This window comes from uncultured Sphingomonas sp., assembly GCF_937871615.1.
In the GTDB taxonomy this organism is placed as follows: domain Bacteria; phylum Pseudomonadota; class Alphaproteobacteria; order Sphingomonadales; family Sphingomonadaceae; genus Sphingomonas.
On record NZ_CALMPA010000045.1, the window covers coordinates 209,198 to 226,479 of the forward strand.

At 66.0% G+C, this 17,282-nt stretch carries 14 protein-coding genes; 7 read left to right on the top strand and 7 right to left on the bottom strand.

Annotated features, from left to right (window positions below; all coding sequences use genetic code 11):
* Window positions 1-30: 30 nt before the first annotated feature.
* The 4 genes from Q0316_RS12520 (at window position 31) to Q0316_RS12535 (ending at window position 6,113) form a co-directional block, all read left to right on the top strand.
* Window positions 31-1,194 carry an efflux RND transporter periplasmic adaptor subunit gene (locus Q0316_RS12520; protein ID WP_298672922.1) on the top strand — a complete coding sequence of 388 codons (1,164 nt, stop codon included), beginning with the start codon at window positions 31-33 and terminating at the stop codon, window positions 1,192-1,194.
* 6 nt (window positions 1,195-1,200) lie between these two features.
* Window positions 1,201-4,356 (top strand): efflux RND transporter permease subunit, encoded by a 3,156-nt coding sequence (locus Q0316_RS12525; protein WP_298672924.1) that lies wholly within the window; start codon window positions 1,201-1,203, stop codon window positions 4,354-4,356.
* Window positions 4,353-5,774, top strand: a complete 1,422-nt coding sequence (locus Q0316_RS12530) for an efflux transporter outer membrane subunit (protein WP_298672927.1) — start codon at window positions 4,353-4,355, stop codon at window positions 5,772-5,774. The genes Q0316_RS12525 and Q0316_RS12530 overlap by 4 nt, the downstream gene beginning before the upstream one ends.
* A gap of 72 nt (window positions 5,775-5,846) precedes the next feature.
* Window positions 5,847-6,113 (top strand): hypothetical protein, encoded by a 267-nt coding sequence (locus Q0316_RS12535; RefSeq protein ID WP_298672929.1) that lies wholly within the window; start codon window positions 5,847-5,849, stop codon window positions 6,111-6,113.
* A 180-nt stretch (window positions 6,114-6,293) separates the two neighbouring features.
* On the opposite strand, the gene Q0316_RS12540 is transcribed toward Q0316_RS12535, so the two are convergent.
* Entirely contained in the window at window positions 6,294-7,043 is a 750-nt protein-coding gene (locus Q0316_RS12540) for an isocitrate lyase/phosphoenolpyruvate mutase family protein (RefSeq protein WP_298672932.1), read from the bottom strand.
* A gap of 275 nt (window positions 7,044-7,318) precedes the next feature.
* Here Q0316_RS12540 and Q0316_RS12545 point away from each other — a divergent pair, with 275 nt between their 5' ends.
* The 3 genes from Q0316_RS12545 (at window position 7,319) to Q0316_RS12555 (ending at window position 11,209) form a co-directional block, all read left to right on the top strand.
* Window positions 7,319-8,839 (top strand): acetyl-CoA hydrolase/transferase family protein, encoded by a 1,521-nt coding sequence (locus Q0316_RS12545; protein WP_298672935.1) that lies wholly within the window; start codon window positions 7,319-7,321, stop codon window positions 8,837-8,839.
* 72 nt (window positions 8,840-8,911) lie between these two features.
* A complete protein-coding gene (locus Q0316_RS12550) occupies window positions 8,912-10,507 on the top strand; it encodes a peptidase S10 (RefSeq protein ID WP_298672939.1) in 1,596 nt (531 codons plus the stop codon).
* Window positions 10,508-10,558: 51 nt separating this feature from the next.
* Window positions 10,559-11,209, top strand: coding sequence for a cell wall hydrolase (locus Q0316_RS12555; RefSeq protein WP_298672941.1), 651 nt, complete (start codon window positions 10,559-10,561; stop codon window positions 11,207-11,209).
* 142 nt (window positions 11,210-11,351) lie between these two features.
* Here the strand turns inward: Q0316_RS12555 and Q0316_RS12560 are convergent, their stop codons facing one another.
* From Q0316_RS12560 to Q0316_RS12585, 6 genes are all read right to left on the bottom strand, one after another.
* Entirely contained in the window at window positions 11,352-12,293 is a 942-nt protein-coding gene (locus tag Q0316_RS12560) for a rhodanese-related sulfurtransferase (protein ID WP_298672943.1), read from the bottom strand.
* 87 nt (window positions 12,294-12,380) lie between these two features.
* On the bottom strand, window positions 12,381-13,091 hold the full coding sequence (locus Q0316_RS12565; RefSeq protein ID WP_298672945.1) for an NRDE family protein: 711 nt from the start codon (window positions 13,089-13,091) through the stop codon (window positions 12,381-12,383).
* A 52-nt stretch (window positions 13,092-13,143) separates the two neighbouring features.
* Entirely contained in the window at window positions 13,144-14,001 is an 858-nt protein-coding gene (locus tag Q0316_RS12570) for a sigma-70 family RNA polymerase sigma factor (protein ID WP_298672947.1), read from the bottom strand.
* Window positions 14,001-14,471 carry a carboxymuconolactone decarboxylase family protein gene (locus tag Q0316_RS12575; protein WP_298672949.1) on the bottom strand — a complete coding sequence of 157 codons (471 nt, stop codon included), beginning with the start codon at window positions 14,469-14,471 and terminating at the stop codon, window positions 14,001-14,003. The genes Q0316_RS12570 and Q0316_RS12575 overlap by 1 nt, the downstream gene beginning before the upstream one ends.
* A 103-nt stretch (window positions 14,472-14,574) precedes the next feature.
* Window positions 14,575-14,889 carry a hypothetical protein gene (locus tag Q0316_RS12580; protein WP_298672951.1) on the bottom strand — a complete coding sequence of 105 codons (315 nt, stop codon included), beginning with the start codon at window positions 14,887-14,889 and terminating at the stop codon, window positions 14,575-14,577.
* Entirely contained in the window at window positions 14,886-17,087 is a 2,202-nt protein-coding gene (locus tag Q0316_RS12585) for a ribonuclease R family protein (RefSeq protein WP_298672953.1), read from the bottom strand. The genes Q0316_RS12580 and Q0316_RS12585 overlap by 4 nt, the downstream gene beginning before the upstream one ends.
* Window positions 17,088-17,282: the final 195 nt, after the last annotated feature.

The window sequence follows — 17,282 nt, forward strand, 5'->3', positions numbered from 1 at the left end:
CACGTAGTAGCACAAAATCTGGGGACTTTCATGACAAAGTTTGCGTCGGCAATCGCGGTCGCTCTGCTGCTGTCGGCCTGTGGCGCGGGCTCTCCCCCCGCGCAGCAGGGGCCGGCGCAGGTCAGCGTGGTGACCGTGCGATCGCAGCCGGTCACCCTGACGACCGAGTTGCCGGGCCGCACCGTGGCTTATGAAACCTCCGAGGTCCGCCCACAGGTCAACGGCCTGATCCTCGCGCGCCTGTTCGAGGAGGGGGATTCCGTTCGCCAGGGGCAGCCGCTCTACCGGATCGACCCGCAGCCGTATAAAGCGAGCGAGGCGAGCGCGGCAGCGGCGCTCGCGCGGGCCAAGGCGGCGATCGCGTCCACCAGCGCGCTCGCGCGGCGTTATGACGAACTGGTCAAGATCAACGCGGTCGCGCGGCAGGATTACGACAATGCGGTGACGCAGGCGGCGCAGGCGCGCGCCGATGTGTCCGCGCAGGAAGCGGCGCTGAACTCGGCGCGGATAGACCTTGGCCGCACGATCATCCGCGCACCGATTTCGGGGCGGATCGGGCGTTCTGATTTCACCACCGGCGCGCTGGTCACCGCGTCGCAGGCGAACGCGCTCACCACGATCCAGCGGCTCGATCCGATCTATGTCGACGTGCAGCAATCGAGCGCCGACGTGCTCAAGCTGCGCCAGCAGATCATGGCCGGCCACCTGTCCCGCGAAGGCGGCGCCGCCCGCGTCCGGCTGAAGCTGGAGGACGGCACGACCTATCCGATCGAGGGCGAATTGAAGTTCACCGATGTTTCGGTCGATCCCGCCACGGGCAGCCAGGCGATCCGCATCCGCTTCGCCAATCCCAACGGCTTGTTGCTGCCGGGCATGTATGTCCGCGCTGAACTGGTCGAGGGAACGCAGGCGCGCGGGATGCTCGTGCCGCAACGTACCGTCAGCCGCGATGAGCGCGGTCATCCCACCGTCATGCTCGTCGGCAAGGACGGCAAGGTCGAACAGCGCGTGATCCAGACGACGCGGACGATCGGCGATTCATGGCTGGTTACGGGCGGCCTGAAGGATGGCGAGAAAATCGTGGTCGAAGGCGGCATGATGTTGCGACCCGGAATGCCCGTGAAGGCCGTGGCCTATTCGCCGAAAGACGACGCGGCCCCCGCGAAGCCCGCCGCCGCGGCACAGGCGAAGTAAGCCCAGATGGCCCGCTATTTTATCGACCGGCCCATTTTCGCATGGGTCATCGCGATCATCCTGATGCTCGCCGGCGCGATGGCGATCCGATCGCTGCCGGTCGCGCAGTTTCCGGAGATCGCGCCGCCGACGGTGTCAATCTCCGCCATGTATCCCGGCGCCGATGCCGAGACGCTGGAACGAACAACCACACAGGTCATCGAGCAGCAGCTCAAGGGCATCGACCACCTGCGCTACTTCTCGTCCTCGTCCTCGTCGGCGGGGAGGGTGACGATCACGCTGACGTTCGAACAGGGCACCGATCCCGATATCGCGCAGGTGCAGGTTCAGAACAAATTGCAGGCCGCCACCCCGCTCCTGCCGCAGGAGGTGCAGCAGCAGGGCTTGCAGGTGCAGAAATCTTCGGCGAGCTTCCTCGTCATCGTCGGCCTGTATTCAAAGGACGGCTCGCACAGCGCGACCGACCTGGCCGATATGGTGGCGTCGAAGCTGCAGGATCCGGTCAGCCGGGTCAGCGGGGTCGGCGAAATCCAGGTGTTCGGCGCGCAATATGCGATGCGCATCTGGGTCGATCCGCTCAAGCTCAACGCCTATCAGCTTACCATCGCCGATGTGGTGGCGGCGGTGCGCGCGCAGAACGCCCAGGTTTCCGCCGGGCAGATCGGCGCGCAGCCAGCCCCCAAGGAGCAGATGCTCAACGCCACGGTGTCGGTGCAATCGCGGCTCCAGACGCCAGAGCAGTTCGGCGCGATCCGCCTGAAGAACGGCGCGGATGGTTCGGTCGTGCGCCTGTCCGACGTGGCGCGCACCGAATTGGGCGCGGAAAACTACGGCTTCGACACGCGCTATAACGGCCAGCCGGCATCGGGCTTCGGCGTGAAACTCGCGTCCGGCGCCAACGCGCTTGCCACGGTGGACGCGGTGAAAGCGCGCGTCGCGGAGATCGCGAAGGGGCTGCCGGCGGATGTTCAGGTCGTCTATCCTTACGATACCACGCCGTTCGTGCGGCTTTCGGTGAAGCAGGTCGTCCACACGCTGTTCGAGGCGGTGATCCTCGTCTTCCTCGTCATGTTCCTGTTCCTGCAGAACTGGCGCGCGACGCTGATCCCGACGATCGCGGTGCCGGTGGTGCTGCTCGGCACCTTCGCGGTGATGGCGGTGGCGGGGTTCACCATCAACACGCTCACCTTGTTCGGCATGGTGCTGGCGATCGGCCTGCTGGTGGATGACGCGATCGTGGTGGTGGAGAATGTCGAGCGCCTGATCGTCACCGAGGGGCTGGCCCCGAAAGACGCCGCGCGCAAGTCGATGGACGAGATCAGCGGCGCGCTGATCGGGATCGGGCTGGTGCTGTCGGCAGTGTTCTTGCCGATGGCGTTCTTCGGCGGCTCCACGGGCGTGATCTATCGCCAGTTCTCGATCACCATCGTCTCGGCGATGGTGCTCTCCGTGATGGTGGCGCTGATCCTCACGCCCGCGTTGTGCTCCACGCTGCTCAGGCCGCATGATCCGACCAAGCATGAGGGCAACGGGCCGCTGGCGCGCTTCTTCCGCTGGTTCAACCGCACGTTCGACAACGGGCGCGCTCGCTATGAAAAGAGCGTGCGCGGCGCGACGCGCAACTGGAAGCGCTCGATCCTGGTCTATCTGCTGATCGTCCTCGGCATGGCGTTGCTGTTCGTGCGCCTGCCTAGCGCCTTTCTGCCCGAGGAGGATCAGGGCGCGCTGATCGCGCTGGTGCAGGGGCCGTCGGGAGCGACCAGCGCGCGCACCGAAAAGGGGCTGGAACTGGTCCGCAATCATTTCCTGAGCGAGAAATCGGTCGAGGCGGTGTTCACCATCAACGGCTTCAGTTTCGCAGGGCAAGGGCAGAATGCCGGCCTCGCCTTCATCAACATGAAGCCGTGGGACGAGCGCCCCGGCGCGGAAAACAGGGTGCAGGCGGTTGCCGCCCGCGCGATGCAGGCATTCTCGCAATATAAGGACGGCATGATCTTCGCGGTCGTCCCCCCGGCGGTGTCTGAACTCGGCAATGCCACCGGCTTCGACATGGAACTGGTCGACACCGGCAATATCGGCCATGAAAGACTGACGCAGGCGCGCAACATGCTGCTCGGCATGGCGGCGCAGGACAAGCGCGTCGCGCAGGTCCGCCCGGTCAGCCTGGAGGATGCGCCGCAGCTCAACGTCAACGTGGATCAGGACAAGGCGCGCGCGCTCGGACTCGATCTCGCGTCGATCAACTCGACGATCTCGACCGCCTGGGGCGGCAGCTACATCAACGATTTCATTGATCGCGGGCGGGTGAAGCGCGTCTATATCCAGGCCGACGAACCCTATCGCCTGAGGCCTGAGGATCTCGCCAGTTTCTATGTCCGCGGCGCGGCGGGGCAGATGGTGCCGTTCAGCGCCTTCTCGACGCTCGAATGGAGCAAGGGGCCGGTCCAGCTCACGCGCTACAACGGCCAGTCCGCCATGGAGATACAGGGCGATGCGGGGCCGGGGCTGAGCACCGGCACGGCGATGCAGGCGATGGAGGAGATGCAGGCGAAATTGCCGCCCGGCACGTCGCTCGAATGGACCGGACTTTCCTATGAGGAACGCCTGTCGAGCGGGCAGGCCCCGGCGCTTTACGCGCTCTCGCTGTTGATCGTGTTCTTGTGCCTCGCGGCGCTTTACGAAAGCTGGTCGGTGCCGGTCTCGGTCATTCTGGTGGTGCCGCTAGGCGTCGTCGGGGCATTGCTTGCCGCGACGCTGACCGGGCTGAACAACGATATCTACCTGCAGGTCGGCCTGATCACCACGATCGGCGTGTCGGCGAAGAACGCGATCCTGATCGTCGAATTCGCCGAGGAGCGGATCGCGGAGGGGATGCGTCCGTTCGATGCCGCGGTAGAAGCGGCGAAGCTGCGGCTGCGCCCGATCCTGATGACCAGTTTCGCCTTCGTGTTCGGCGTGTTGCCGCTGGCGATCACCACCGGCGCGGGCGCGGGCGGGCAGAATGCGATCGGCCGGTCCGTGGTCGGCGGGATGCTCTCCGCAACCGTGCTGGCGATCTTCTTCGTGCCGATGTTCTTCGTCGTCGTCCTGCGGCTGTTCGGCCACCGCGACGATTCCGCCGAGCCGGATACCGGCACCGCGCCGCAGGGAGTTTCCGCGTGAACCGCCGCTATAATACCATCGCCATCCTCGCCTGCGCGACCGCGCTGTCGGCGTGCAACTTCGCGCCGAAATATGTGCGGCCCGTGGGCGCGGTGCCGGCGGAACTGCCGCAGGGCGGCCCCTATCCACCGGCGGCCAGCGACGCGCCGGATATCACCAGGGTCGGCTGGCGCGATTTCTTCACCGACGCGCGGTTGCGGCAGGTGATCGAGACGGGGCTGACGAACAACCGCGATCTGCGCGTCGCGGCGGCCAATGTGCTACAGGCCCGCGCGCAATATCATGTGCAGCGCGCCGATCTGGTTCCTTCGACCGGGCTGAACACCGGGGCGACCTATACCAACAATATCGGCAGCTTCGGCGGCGGCGCAGCGGCGGGCGTATCGCCCGATATTTCGGCTTATACGATGTCGGCCGGCTTCTCCTCGTTCGAGCTTGATCTGTTCGGCCGCGTCCGCAACCTCAATCGCGCGGCGCAGGAACGCTTTTTCGCGAGCGAGGAGGCGCAGCGTTCGACGCGCATCAGCCTGATCGCGGAAATCGCCACCGCCTGGCTGACGCTCGGCTCGGATCGCGATCAACTCGCGCTGGCCGAGGAAACGCTCAAGACATTCGCGCAGACGCTGGAACTGACGCGCGCGCAATTCCGCATCGGCGTCGCCTCCGAACTCGCCGCGCGTCAGGCGGAGACGAGCTATGAGAGCGCGCGCAACGATATCGCGGTGCTGCGCACCCGGATCGCGCAGGACGAAAATGCGCTCAATCTGCTCGTCGGCACTACGGTGCCCGCCGCGCAATTGCCCGCCGGGCTCAATCAAGGGCAGGTCACGCTCGATGCCCTGCCCGCCGGCGTTTCGTCGCAAGTGCTGCTGCGCCGCCCCGATGTGTTGCAGGCGGAGCATCAGTTGATCGCGCAGAACGCCAATATCGGCGCCGCGCGCGCGGCCTTCTTCCCGCGCATCTCGCTCACCGCGACGATCGGAACGATCTCCACCGCGCTATCCGGCCTGTTCGCTGGCGGCAGCTTCACCTACACCGGCGCGCCAGCGGCGGCGCTCCCGTTGTTCGACGGCGGGCGCAACGCGGGGAACCTCGCTTACGCCAAGGCATCGCAACAGGCCGCCGTCGCCACCTATGAGAAATCAATCCAGACCGCGTTCCGCGAGGTGGCCGACGCGCTGGCGACACGCGGCACGATCGGGGAGCAGATCGCGGCGCAGGATGCCCGCGTCACGGCGGCACAGGTCGCGGCGCGGCTGTCTGACGCGCGTTATCGCGCGGGGGTCGATTCCTTCCTCACCACGCTCGATGCGCAACGCACCGCTTATGCCGCGCAGCAGCAGCTTCAGACCACGCGGCTGGCGCGCGCGAGCAATCTTGTGGAACTATATCGCGCGCTCGGCGGCGGGCTGGATTGAAAGATTAGTTCGGTCGCTTGCCTTTTCGCGCAACAGGCATATCCTGTCTCTCAATAGAAAGGAGAGGCAGAAATGGAGAGGATTGAACTTATCGCGAACGAATCCAGCGATAAGACTATGGTTATTTTACAAAGCCTGCTTTGCCTGTTGCGTGAAAAAAACCTGCTGACACGGGCAGATATCGAAGATTTGTGCGACAAGGTGCAAACCCGCGCGAGCGCACATGCGCAGGATCCGCTGCCGTGCTGCGTGGAGGGCGCCGCCGCCGCCGCCAGCGAGATGGAGCGGCTCGGCAAATATATCGGCAATCGCTACGGCGGGAAACATCGCCGCATCTGAATGCGGGCATGACGGTCCGGGATGAATGCGGCTACGGGCATCGACCGGGCACGGTGGTGATGCCCCGCCTCATCATATCGGCAGCGGATGCGACTGCGATTGTCGTGCGCATTCGGCGCAAAACACCGCGTTGAACGGAATGCGCGCGCCATCCATGGGTGGCGCCCCTTCCCCGCGCGTTTACGGCTCGCAATCCTTCAGCGTTCTTGCGGCATCGTCGAACGCCGCCCAGGCGCGATGCGCGAGGCTGCCGCCGACGCTGCATCGCCGGACGCCAAGTGCCGCGAATGCGCGAATGCCCTCGTCATATTGGGTGACGACAACGCTCACCGGCTTCGGCGCCACCGCCGCGACCAGTTCCGCCACCACGCCCGGATCGAGGATGAACGGCACGAACAGGCAATCGGCCCCGGCATCGGCATAAGCGACCGCGCGCGCGATGCTCTGCGCCGCGGACATGCCGGGCACGCGGAAATTTTCATTGCGCCCGATCAGCATCACGCCGGGATCAGCCGCATCTATCGCCGCGCGCGCCGCCGCGATCCGCTCCACCGCGAGCGGCAGGTCATACATCGCCTGGCCCGACCAGTCCTCGATCGAAATGCCCGCAACGCCCGTCGCCACCGCCATGCCGACATTGGCCGCGACATCCGCCGGGCCATCCGCGAAGCCATTTTCGAAATCGGCGTTGACCGGCAGATCGGTGGCATCGACGAGCATCCGCAGGTGCGCGAGCACGGCATCGCGGCCCAGCTCGCCATCGCTCTTGCCCGCCGCCCATGCCGCCCCCGCGCTGGTCGACGCGATCGCCCTGAAGCCAAGCGCGGCCAGCCGGATCGCGCTGCCCGCGTCCCACGCATTGGGGATGATGAAAAAGCCGCTTTCGTGCAATCCGCGAAACGTGGCGCGCTTCTCGGCGACCGTCGGCATATCTTGTCTCTCCTCGTGCCGGAAAAATTGCTCGCGCGAGCTTAGCGCAAAATTCCCGTGACCGAGAGGGGCGGAATATCAGGAACGCGCCAGGAACGCGCTTGGCCACCGCTCGTTATCCGTCCGCGAATGGTCGCGAAAAAGATGCCACGGGCCAGCGCGAAGGCAGGACATTTCTGAAGTAATCGGCTCGGTTTGCCGCTTTGAATTTGATCGCCCGGCGATCGCGTTCCATTGGGCAGGCCAGTTCGATGCCACATAGCTGAAAAAGCCTCATGCCCAATCGTATTGCCGATCCACGCCTTCTCGGTCGCGTCATGTCCGCCGAAGCCGCCGCCGCGCTGATCGACAACGGGCAAACCATCGGCATGAGCGGCTTTACCGGCTCGGGCTATCCCAAGGCGGTGCCGATGGCGCTCGCGCGGCGGATCGAGGCGGAACATGCCGCCGGGCGCCCGATGCGGGTAAAGGTGTGGACCGGGGCATCGACCGGGCCGGAACTGGACGGGGCGTTGGCCAAGGCTGACGGCATCGAATTGCGGCTGCCCTACAATTCCGATCCGATCGCACGCGAACGGATCAATCGCGGCGAGATGGATTATCTGGATATGCACTTGAGCCAGGTCGCGCCGATGGCGTGGCAGGGCTTCCTCGGCCCGCTCGATGTCGCGGTGATCGAGGTGACCGCGATCCGCGCCGATGGGTCGCTGGTCCCGTCGTCGTCGGTGGGCAACAACAAGACCTGGCTCGATCGCGCCAGGGCGGTGATCCTCGAGGTGAATTCATGGCAAAATGCCGCGCTGGAGGGGATGCACGACATCTATTACGGCACCGCGCTGCCGCCGCATCGCGTGCCGATCCCGCTCGTTCGCCCCGATGACCGGATCGGCGAGCCGGTGCTGCGCTGCGATCCCGACAAGATCGTCGCGATCGTCGAAACCGATGCGCCCGATCGCAACCTGCCCTTTTCCCCGCCGGACGAGACGGCGCGGGCGATCGCCGGGCATCTGCTCGAATTCCTTGGACATGAAGTGGCGAAGGGCCGCCTCCCCGCCGCGCTGCTGCCGCTCCAGTCGGGCGTCGGCAATATCGCCAATGCGGTGCTGACCGGGCTGGTCGACGGCCCGTTCCACGATCTCACCGCCTATACCGAAGTGATTCAGGATGGGATGCTCGATCTGCTCGATCTGCTCGATTGCGGGCGGCTGCGCATGGCATCGGCCACTTCCTTCTCGCTCAGCCCGGATGCGGCGGCGCGGCTCAACGCGGATATGGATCGCTATCGCAACCGCATGATCCTGCGCCCGCAGGAGATCAGCAACCATCCCGAGTTGGTGCGGCGGCTGGGCTGCATCGCGATGAACGGGCTGATCGAGGCCGATATATACGGCAACGTGAATTCCACCTGCGTCATGGGATCGCGGATCCAGAACGGGATCGGCGGCTCGGGCGATTTCGCGCGCAACGCTTATGTCTCGGTGTTCATGACGCCCTCCACCGCAAAGGGCGGCGCGATTTCCGCGATCGTGCCGCAGGCGGCGCACGTCGATCATATCATGCAGGATGTCGCGGTGCTGGTGACCGAACAGGGCCTCGCCGATCTGCGCGGGCTAAGCCCCCGGAAGCGCGCCGCGCTGGTGATCGAGAATTGCGCGCACCCGGCCTATCGCGATGCGCTGCGCGATTATTTCGCCCGTGCCTCGCAAACCGCTTTCGGTCGTCACGCGCCGTCGCTGCCGGGTGAGGCGCTGTCGTGGCATCAGCGCTATATCGAAACCGGCACGATGCGCTTCTAGCCGGTTTACACTGGGCACCCGCGTCGGCAGATTGCTTCGATTCCAATCCGTTCCGATCGACGAAAGCCCGCCATGAAAACCGCTCTGCTCACGATCCTCGCGGCGCTTGCCGTGGCGACAAGCGCGCATGGCGCCGAAACTACCGCCAAGGCGGACGCTATCGCCCCGGCGCCCGCCACTTTCCAGCCGGGCGAAATTGCCACCACCGGATCGGTGACGATTGCCGGCACGCGCATTCCCTATCACGCGGTGGCCGGCACGATGATCGTCCACCCGAAAGGATGGAGCGACACGGATTCTCTTGAGAACAATGGCGAAAAGGGCGCGAAGAAGCCCAAGGCCGAAGCGTCGATATTCTACACCGCTTATTTCAAGAGCGGCGCACCCGCGGCGAACCGCCCGATCACCTTCCTGTTCAACGGCGGCCCCGGCTCGTCCAGCATCTGGCTGCATATGGGCGCCTTCGGCCCGGTTCGCGTCGAAACCCCCGATCGCGCCCATTCGCCCGGCGCGCCTTATGCCACCGTCAACAACGACGAGAGCCTGCTCGACGTTTCCGATCTCGTCTTCATCGACGCGCCGGGCACGGGCTTCAGCCGGATCGCGGGGCCTGACAAGGAAGCGGCTTTCTATGGCGTGGATCAGGATATCCACGCTTTCTCGAAATTCATCGTCCGGTTCCTGTCGAAATATCAACGCTGGAATTCGCCCAAATATCTGTTCGGCGAAAGCTATGGCACGATGCGCGCGGCGGGGATGACGCTGGCGCTGCAAAAAGAGAGCATCGACCTCAACGGCGTGATCCTGCTGTCGGATATCCTCAACTGGGATCTGATCCCGGATGATCCGCAAACCAATCCGGGGGTTGACCTGCCCTATATCGTCAGCCTGCCAACCTATGCCGCCACCGCCTGGTATCACCGAAAGCTCGCAAACCGCCCGGCCGATCTCAGCGCATTTCTGGCCGAGGTAGAGCAATTCGCCACCGGCGATTATGCCCTCGCGCTCATGCAGGGGAATGCGCTGCCGGCGGAGAAGCGTCAGGCGATCGCCGCGCGGCTTTCGGGCTATACCGGGCTGCCGGTCGCCTATCTGCTCCAGAGCAACCTGCGCATCGAATATGGGGCGTTCCAGAAGGAATTGCTGGCCGGTGAGGCGCTCACCACCGGCACGCTGGATACGCGCTTCACCGGCGCGACGCTCGATCCCTTGAGCAAGATCGCCGGCTACGATCCGCAAAGCACCGCGATTGGCGCTGCCTATGTCGCCGCGTTCAACGATTATGCGCGCGGCACCCTGCGCTACGGCGAGGGGATCGAGTTCAAGCCCGGCATCGGCATCTATGAAAGCTGGGATTACAAGCATCAGCCGCCCGGCGCGGAGCGGGCGTTGACCGCGCTGCCCAATGTGCTGCCCGATCTCGCCGTGGCGATGAAGCAGAATCCGCGCATGAAGCTCCTGGTGACAGGCGGCTATTTCGATGTTTCGACGCCCTATTTCGCGGGCGTGTATGAATTGCGCCACCTGCCGGTGCCGGCGGATATCCAGGCCAATATCGAATATCGGCATTATGAATCCGGCCATATGGTTTACGTCAATCGCGCCGCGCTCAAGACGTTTCATGCCGATGTCGCCGATTTCATCCGCCGCACCGATAATATCCGCTGACAGAATCGCGCGGGGCTGGCCGCCCCGCCGTTCGGGCGATATCGGCGCGGCATGGCACGGCGGAAAACCCACAGGCGCGGAAAGGCGAAGGCCGGTCCCCCTCCCCGCCTGGCGATCCTGTGCAGCCTCGCCGCGCTCGGCTTCATCGCATGGCTGGCGATACGCGATCTGGGGACGGTCGCGCCTGAAAAGCCCACACCGCGCACCTTGACGATGGCGCAGGCGCGCGCCGCGAATGCCGCAATCCCGTTCCTGCCCGGCAAGCCGGCACCGGCGCGCCCGTTCCATTTCACCGGCGGCCCCGCCGCGCGCGAACAGGCGATCCAATGCCTCGCCACCGCCGCGCTTTACGAGGCGGGCGGCGACAGGCCGGGGCAGAAAGCGGTGATGCAGGTGGTGCTCAATCGCGTGCGTCGCGCGGGCTATCCGAAAACGGTGTGCGGCGTGGTGTATCAGGGCGCGTCACGGGCGACCGGCTGCCAATTCTCCTTCACCTGCGACGGCTCGCGCACCCGCCGGCCGGAGCGGGCGGGCTGGGCCGTCGCGCGCCATGCCGCGCGGCGCGCCTTATCGGGCTATGTGTTCCGCGCGGTGGGCACCTCGACGCATTATCATGCCGACTGGATCGTGCCCTATTGGATCGGATCGCTGGACAAGATCGCCCGCGTCGAAAGCCATATCTTCTATCGCCCGCGTCGCTAGGGCCGATCGACATTCAGGTCAGGTCGAGCCGAAAATGGTGGTTTCCCGTGACCCGCAAGCGCAGCGTACTAAAGGTACGTGAGCACCGGAAGCGCGGGAAACCGCCATTTGCAGGCCGGCATGGATTGAATGCCGATCTGTCCTAGCCGTGTGACGCGCCGACATGCGGCACGCCGCGCGCATCGGCGAGGCGCGTCTGCCGCATCCGTTCCGCATAGCCGGCGCGCTGGCGATCGTCGCGCTCGGCGTGGCAGGCGGCGCAGCTTACCCCCTCGACATAGAGTGGCGACGCGCGACCCGCCTCGTTCACCGGGCGGCGACACGCGCGGCAGAGTTCATGGCCGCCCTTCGCCAGGCCGTGAACCACCGTCACCCGCTCGTCGAAGACGAAGCATTCGCCTTCCCACAGGCTTTCCGCCGGCGGCACCGTTTCGAGATATTTCAGGATTCCGCCGTCGAGGTGATAAACCTCCTCCACCCCTTCGGCCTTCAGGAAGGCCGTGGCCTTTTCGCAGCGGATACCGCCGGTACAGAACATCGCGACCTTGGGCGGCGCGGCATCGCCGAGCAGCGTCTCGCGTTGCGCGCGGAACCATGCGGGGAAATCGCTGAAGGCCGCCGTGCGCGGATCAATCGCGCCGGCGAAGGTGCCGACCGCCACCTCATAATCATTGCGCGTGTCGATCAGGATCGTGCCCGGCGCCGAGATCAGCGCATTCCACTCCTCCGGCGGAACATAATGGCCAACCCCGGCAAGCGGATCAATGTCCGGCTCCCCCATCGTCACGATCTCCCGCTTGATCCGCACCTTCATGCGGTGAAACGGCAGCGTCGCCGCGCGCGAGAATTTCGGTTCCAGCCCGGCGCACCCCGGCAAGGCGCGAATATGGCCGAGCACCGCGGCGATTCCCTCATCGCTGCCCGCGATCGTGCCGTTGATCCCCTCACGCGCGAGCAGCAGCGTGCCCTTCACCCCAAAAGAGCGGCAAAGGTCGTGCAGCGGGCCGCGAATGCCCGCGCAGTCATCGAACGAGGTGAAGCGATATAGCGCCGCGACGCATATCGGCAGGTTGGTATCGGCCATGTGGGAAACCCGGTCTGGTACGCGCATTATGTTGAGGCGCCATAGCGATCGCGATGCGCTTGCGCCATCGTCGCGCGCGCGGCGGGCCTATCCCCAATTGAACGCGATCGCGGTATCGCCGATCGCCCGGCCCTGGCGATCGAAGCGGCGTTCCACGATCACGCCCTCGTTTTCCGCATCGACCAGCACGATCGTGCTGCACCGCGTGCCATAAACCGGATTGTCGATGAAGATCGGCGCGGGATCGTCCGGATCGCCCGTCGGCGGGCTGGTATCGCGCAGGCCCGCGAACAACGCCTCGCGATCATGCGCGGCATCGGCGAGCCAGCGCGCGATGGCGTCGCTCAGCCGGATCGTCTTGCGCCACGGCGGGTCGAGCGGCCCATTGGACATTGCGTGCAATCCCGGCGCCAGCGGCTGCGAGACCGGCACGGGCCGGTTGGACAGGAAACGCGCATCATCTTTGTCGATCAGCACGGCGTTGAACGGATTGAACCCGGCGAGTTGGTCCGCCGCCGGCACGTCGCCCGCCGCCAGCCCGGTGACGAGTGCGCCGCGCGAGGCAAGCGCCGGATCGGGATCGCCATGCCCGCGAAGGTTCGTAACAGCCGCGAACCGCCCGCCATCCGACACCGCAAGCCAGGTGCCCCCGGCCCTGATGTCGCGCCCGGCGATGATATTCCCATCCTTCCAGCGATGCAGCGCCTCGGCGGGGCGATCGTGAAATTCGTCGCGGTTCGCGGCCACCACCAGTTTCCAGCGCGGATGAAACCGCCACGCGATCGCCAGCACACACATGCCATGCTTGTTCCAGTTCGCTCGCCGGGCCGCAATCCCGAGACGATGCCATTTAATGCAGGTGCTTCAACTTGTCCGGGTTGCGCATCACATAGATCGCGGCGATCTTTCCGTCCTCGATCTCCAGCGCGGTGGTTTGTAGCTCGCCATCGGCTTCCCGCGTGATGAACCCCGGCAGCCCGTTGATGAGCGTGAGGCGCACCAGATCGGAACGGTGCCGGCGGAACAGCGCCGCCAGCGCCTTGTGCACCTGCATCACCTCCGCGACGCCGACGATCAGCCGCGCCGCCGCCGGGCGCTTCCCGCCGCCATCGGCATGGAGGCTCACGCCGTCCGCCAGCATCGCGCCAAGCCCGGCGAGATCGCCGTTGCGCGATGCCGCGAAGAAGGCGGCGGCGATTTCCAGGCCATATTGCTTCTCGACCGCGAAGCGCGGGCGCGCCTCGCGAACATGGCCGCGCGCGCGCGCCGCAAGCTGGCGACAGGCCGCCGGATCGCGCCCGATCGTCGCGGCGACCTCCTCGAACCCCAGCCCGAACACATCGTGCAGCAGGAACGCCGCGCGTTCGAGCGGCGAGAGGCGTTCCAGCGCGAGCATCAGCGGCAGCGTGACATCCGCATCCTCGTCCTCCTCGACGATCGGATCGGGTAGCCATGGGCCGATATAGGTTTCACGCTGATGGCGCGCCGATTTGAGCTGATCGAGGCACAGCCGCGTCACCGTGCGGCGCAGGAACGCCTCCGGCTCGCGCACCTCGGCGCGATCGACCGCCATCCAGCGGATGAAGGCATCCTGCACCGCATCCTCGGCATCGGCGACCGAGCCGAGCATACGATAGGCGACCCGGACGAGCCGGGGACGCAGCGGATCGAAGCTCGCCGCCGCGTCATCGCCGTGCCCCTGCTCCATCAGCCCGCCGCCTGCTGAAGCGGCTTGGCCGCGCTCGGCTCGAACCACAGCCCGAAGCCGACCGCAAGCCGGTTCCAGCCGTTGATGACATTTATCATCAGCGTCAGCTTCACCTGCTCCTCCTTGGTGAAATGCGCGTCGAGCGCCGCATGTGCCGCCTCGTGCATATGCCCTTCCGAAAGCCGTGTGAGCGCATCGGTCCAGCCCAGCGCCGCGCGTTCGCGCTCGCTGTAGCACGGCGCCTCGCGCCATGCGGACAGAAGATAGATGCGCTGCTCGCTCTCGCCCTGCTCGCGCGCCTCGATCGTGTGCATGTTGAGGCAATTGGCGCAGCCGTTGATCTGCGAGGCGCGGATCTTCACCAGTTCGATCAGTTGCGGCTCAAGGCTGGCGGCGATCGCCTGCGATACGTCCGTCCACTGCTTCATGAGCTGCGGCGCGGCGGCATAAGGGTTCAGCTTGGCGGTCATGGTCCGGTTCCTTTCGTGGTTCGGAAAGCATGACGAACGACCGCGTCACGATGTGACATACCGCGCAAAAAAAAATCGCTCGCGGCGCGCGCGACAAGCGGCGCTAGCGCCCGAGCGCGATCGCGCCCGCCGCCGCGAAGCCGGTGAGCGCGATCACGCCGAGCAGACGCGCCAGTTCCTCCTTGCGGAAATCGAGCAGCCGCTGCTCGTCGAGAAACCACCGCCCATTCTCCGCCGGCAGGATCGCGCCGAAACGGGTCATGCGGCGAAACACGCGCTGCTGTGCGCGGCCTTCCGGCTCGAACACGATCGCGCGTTCGGCGGCGGTGGCGTTCGCGTCGACGAAATGCGCGACGATCACCGATTGCGCGCGCACCGCGATCTGTTCGGCGATGCGGCCAACGAGGTTCAGCTTCATTTCCTGCGTCCCTGATGGCGGATATTGGCGGGGCGGCCGCGTCGCTTGATCTCGCGCCTTGGCCCCCCTTTTCGCGCTGGCGGCGATGCGCCCTTGCCCTCGGGCAGTTCGAAGCGCAGCGCGCCCGAAACCGGGTTCGCTTCCGCCAGCCGCAGGCTCATCCGTTGGCCCAGCGCATATTCCTCTCCGCTCGTTTCACCCACCAATGTGCGCGCCGCCTCATCGAAGCGGAAATATTCTCCGCCCAGATCGCGCACCGGCATCAGCCCGTCGCCACCCACGCCCTCCACCGTCGCGAAGAAGCCGAAATTGGCGACCCCGGTGATCCGCACCTCCACCGTCTCGCCGACGCGCTCGGCAAGATAGGCCGCGACATAGCGGTCGATCGTGTCGCGTTCGGCCTCCATCGCGCGGCGCTCCAGCCGGCTGATCGCCTCGCCGACGCGCTCGAAATCCTCGTCGCCGCCAAGCCCGCCCGGCCCGAGCGCATAAGCGGAGACCAGCGCGCGATGCACCATCAGATCCGCATAGCGCCGGATCGGTGAGGTGAAATGCCCATAGCTGCCCAGCGCCAGCCCGAAATGGCCATGATTGGCCGGCGAATAATAGGCCTGGGTCTGCGTGCGCAGCACCTGCTCCATGATCTGCGGGCGGAAATCCGCATCGCCCACCCGCTCCAGAATGCGATTGAACGTGGCGGGCTTGATTACCTGCCCCAGCGCGAACGGGATATCGAACGTGTCGAGATAATCCTTCAGCGCAACCAGCTTTTCGCGCGCCGGCGGCTCGTGGATGCGATACATCACCGGCGCCTTCTTCGCCTCCAGCGCCTTGGCGGCGGCGACGTTGGCGGCGATCATATAATCCTCGATCAGCCGGTGCGCATCGAGCCGCTCGCGCGCGGCGACCGACATGATACGGCCCTTCTCATCGAGCACCACGCGCCGTTCGGGCAGATCGAGCGCCAGCGGCTCGCGCCTGTCGCGCGCGGCGGCGAGCGACTCCCAGCAACCCCATAGCGGCCTCAGCGCATTGAGCATCGGCCCGGCCCCGGCGTCGATCGTCGCCTGTGCGTCCTCATAGGCGATATTGGCCGCGATCCGCACCGTCGCGCGGGTGAAGCGCCACGATTTCAATGCCCCCGCCTTGCTCACCTGGATATGGCAGGCGAGCGCGGCGCGATCCTCCCCCTCCTTCAGCGAGCAGATATCGGCGGACAGCACCTCGGGCAGCATCGGCACGACGCGATCGGGGAAATAGACCGAATTGCCGCGTGCGCGCGCCTCGCGATCGAGCGCCGATCCGGGGCGGACGTAGAAGCTGACGTCGGCGATCGCGACGATCGCCTTCCAGCCGCCCGCGTTCGCGGGATCGTCGTCCGGCGCGGCCCAGACGGCATCGTCATGATCGCGCGCGTCTGCCGGGTCGATCGCGACGATCGGCAGATGCGTCAGATCCTCGCGCCCCTCGCCCAGCGGCTGGCGCGCGACGCGCGCCGCCTCGGCCAGCGCCTCATCGGCGAAGCGATCGGGAATGCCGAAATGATGGATCGCGATCAGCGAGAAACTGCGCGGCGCGAACGGATCGCCCAGCCGCTGCACGACGCGCGCGGTGATACGCGGCGGGCGCCCGGCGCGCTCGGCCAGCACCAGATCGCCGGCCTGCGCATCGCCCGCGTCGGAAACCGGAAACTCGCGCCGCTCCTTCTTTTCCACGCCCTGCAGCCACAGCCGGTCCCCCTCGCCCCGCAGCACACCGATGAGTTGCTCGGACGCTGGGGCGAGCGCCTTCATCGGATGCGCGATCCAGCCGCTGCCTGCCTCCTCGGTCCGCGCGAGGATGCGCGTGCCGACACCAAGCGCGCCGCGCTTGCGCTCGCGGACGCGCAGCCGTGGCGGCGGCGTTTCCGCTTCCCAGCGTTCGGGCACCGCCCAGACGTTCCCGCCATCGTCGACATCGACGACGCGCAGCACCGTCACCTTGGGCACGCCGCCCATCTTGTGGAAAGCGCGGCCGGGGGCGGAATCTATCAGCCCCTCGTCGGCCATGTCTCTCAACAGCGCCTTGAGCGCGATCTTCTCCTGCGCGGTCAGGCCGAAGGCGCGGGCGATCTCGCGCTTGCCGGCGGGGTTATCGCTCGACGCGATGAAGTCCATGATCTGCTGGCGCGTCGGCAGGCCGGCCTTTGGTTTTCGCATTGCGCGGAGATAGGCGCTGCGGACGCCAGCGTCACGCGCCAAGAACTCGGACGGCGGGAGCATCGCCGCCAGGAATCGGGCCACCCACCCCTAACCTGTCAGCCGCGCGCGCCGGTTAAAATGAAAACACCCCTCCTATCGCATTGATTTTCATCATTTAACTAAAGGCCGTCCATCAAATCTTAAGCGCGATCG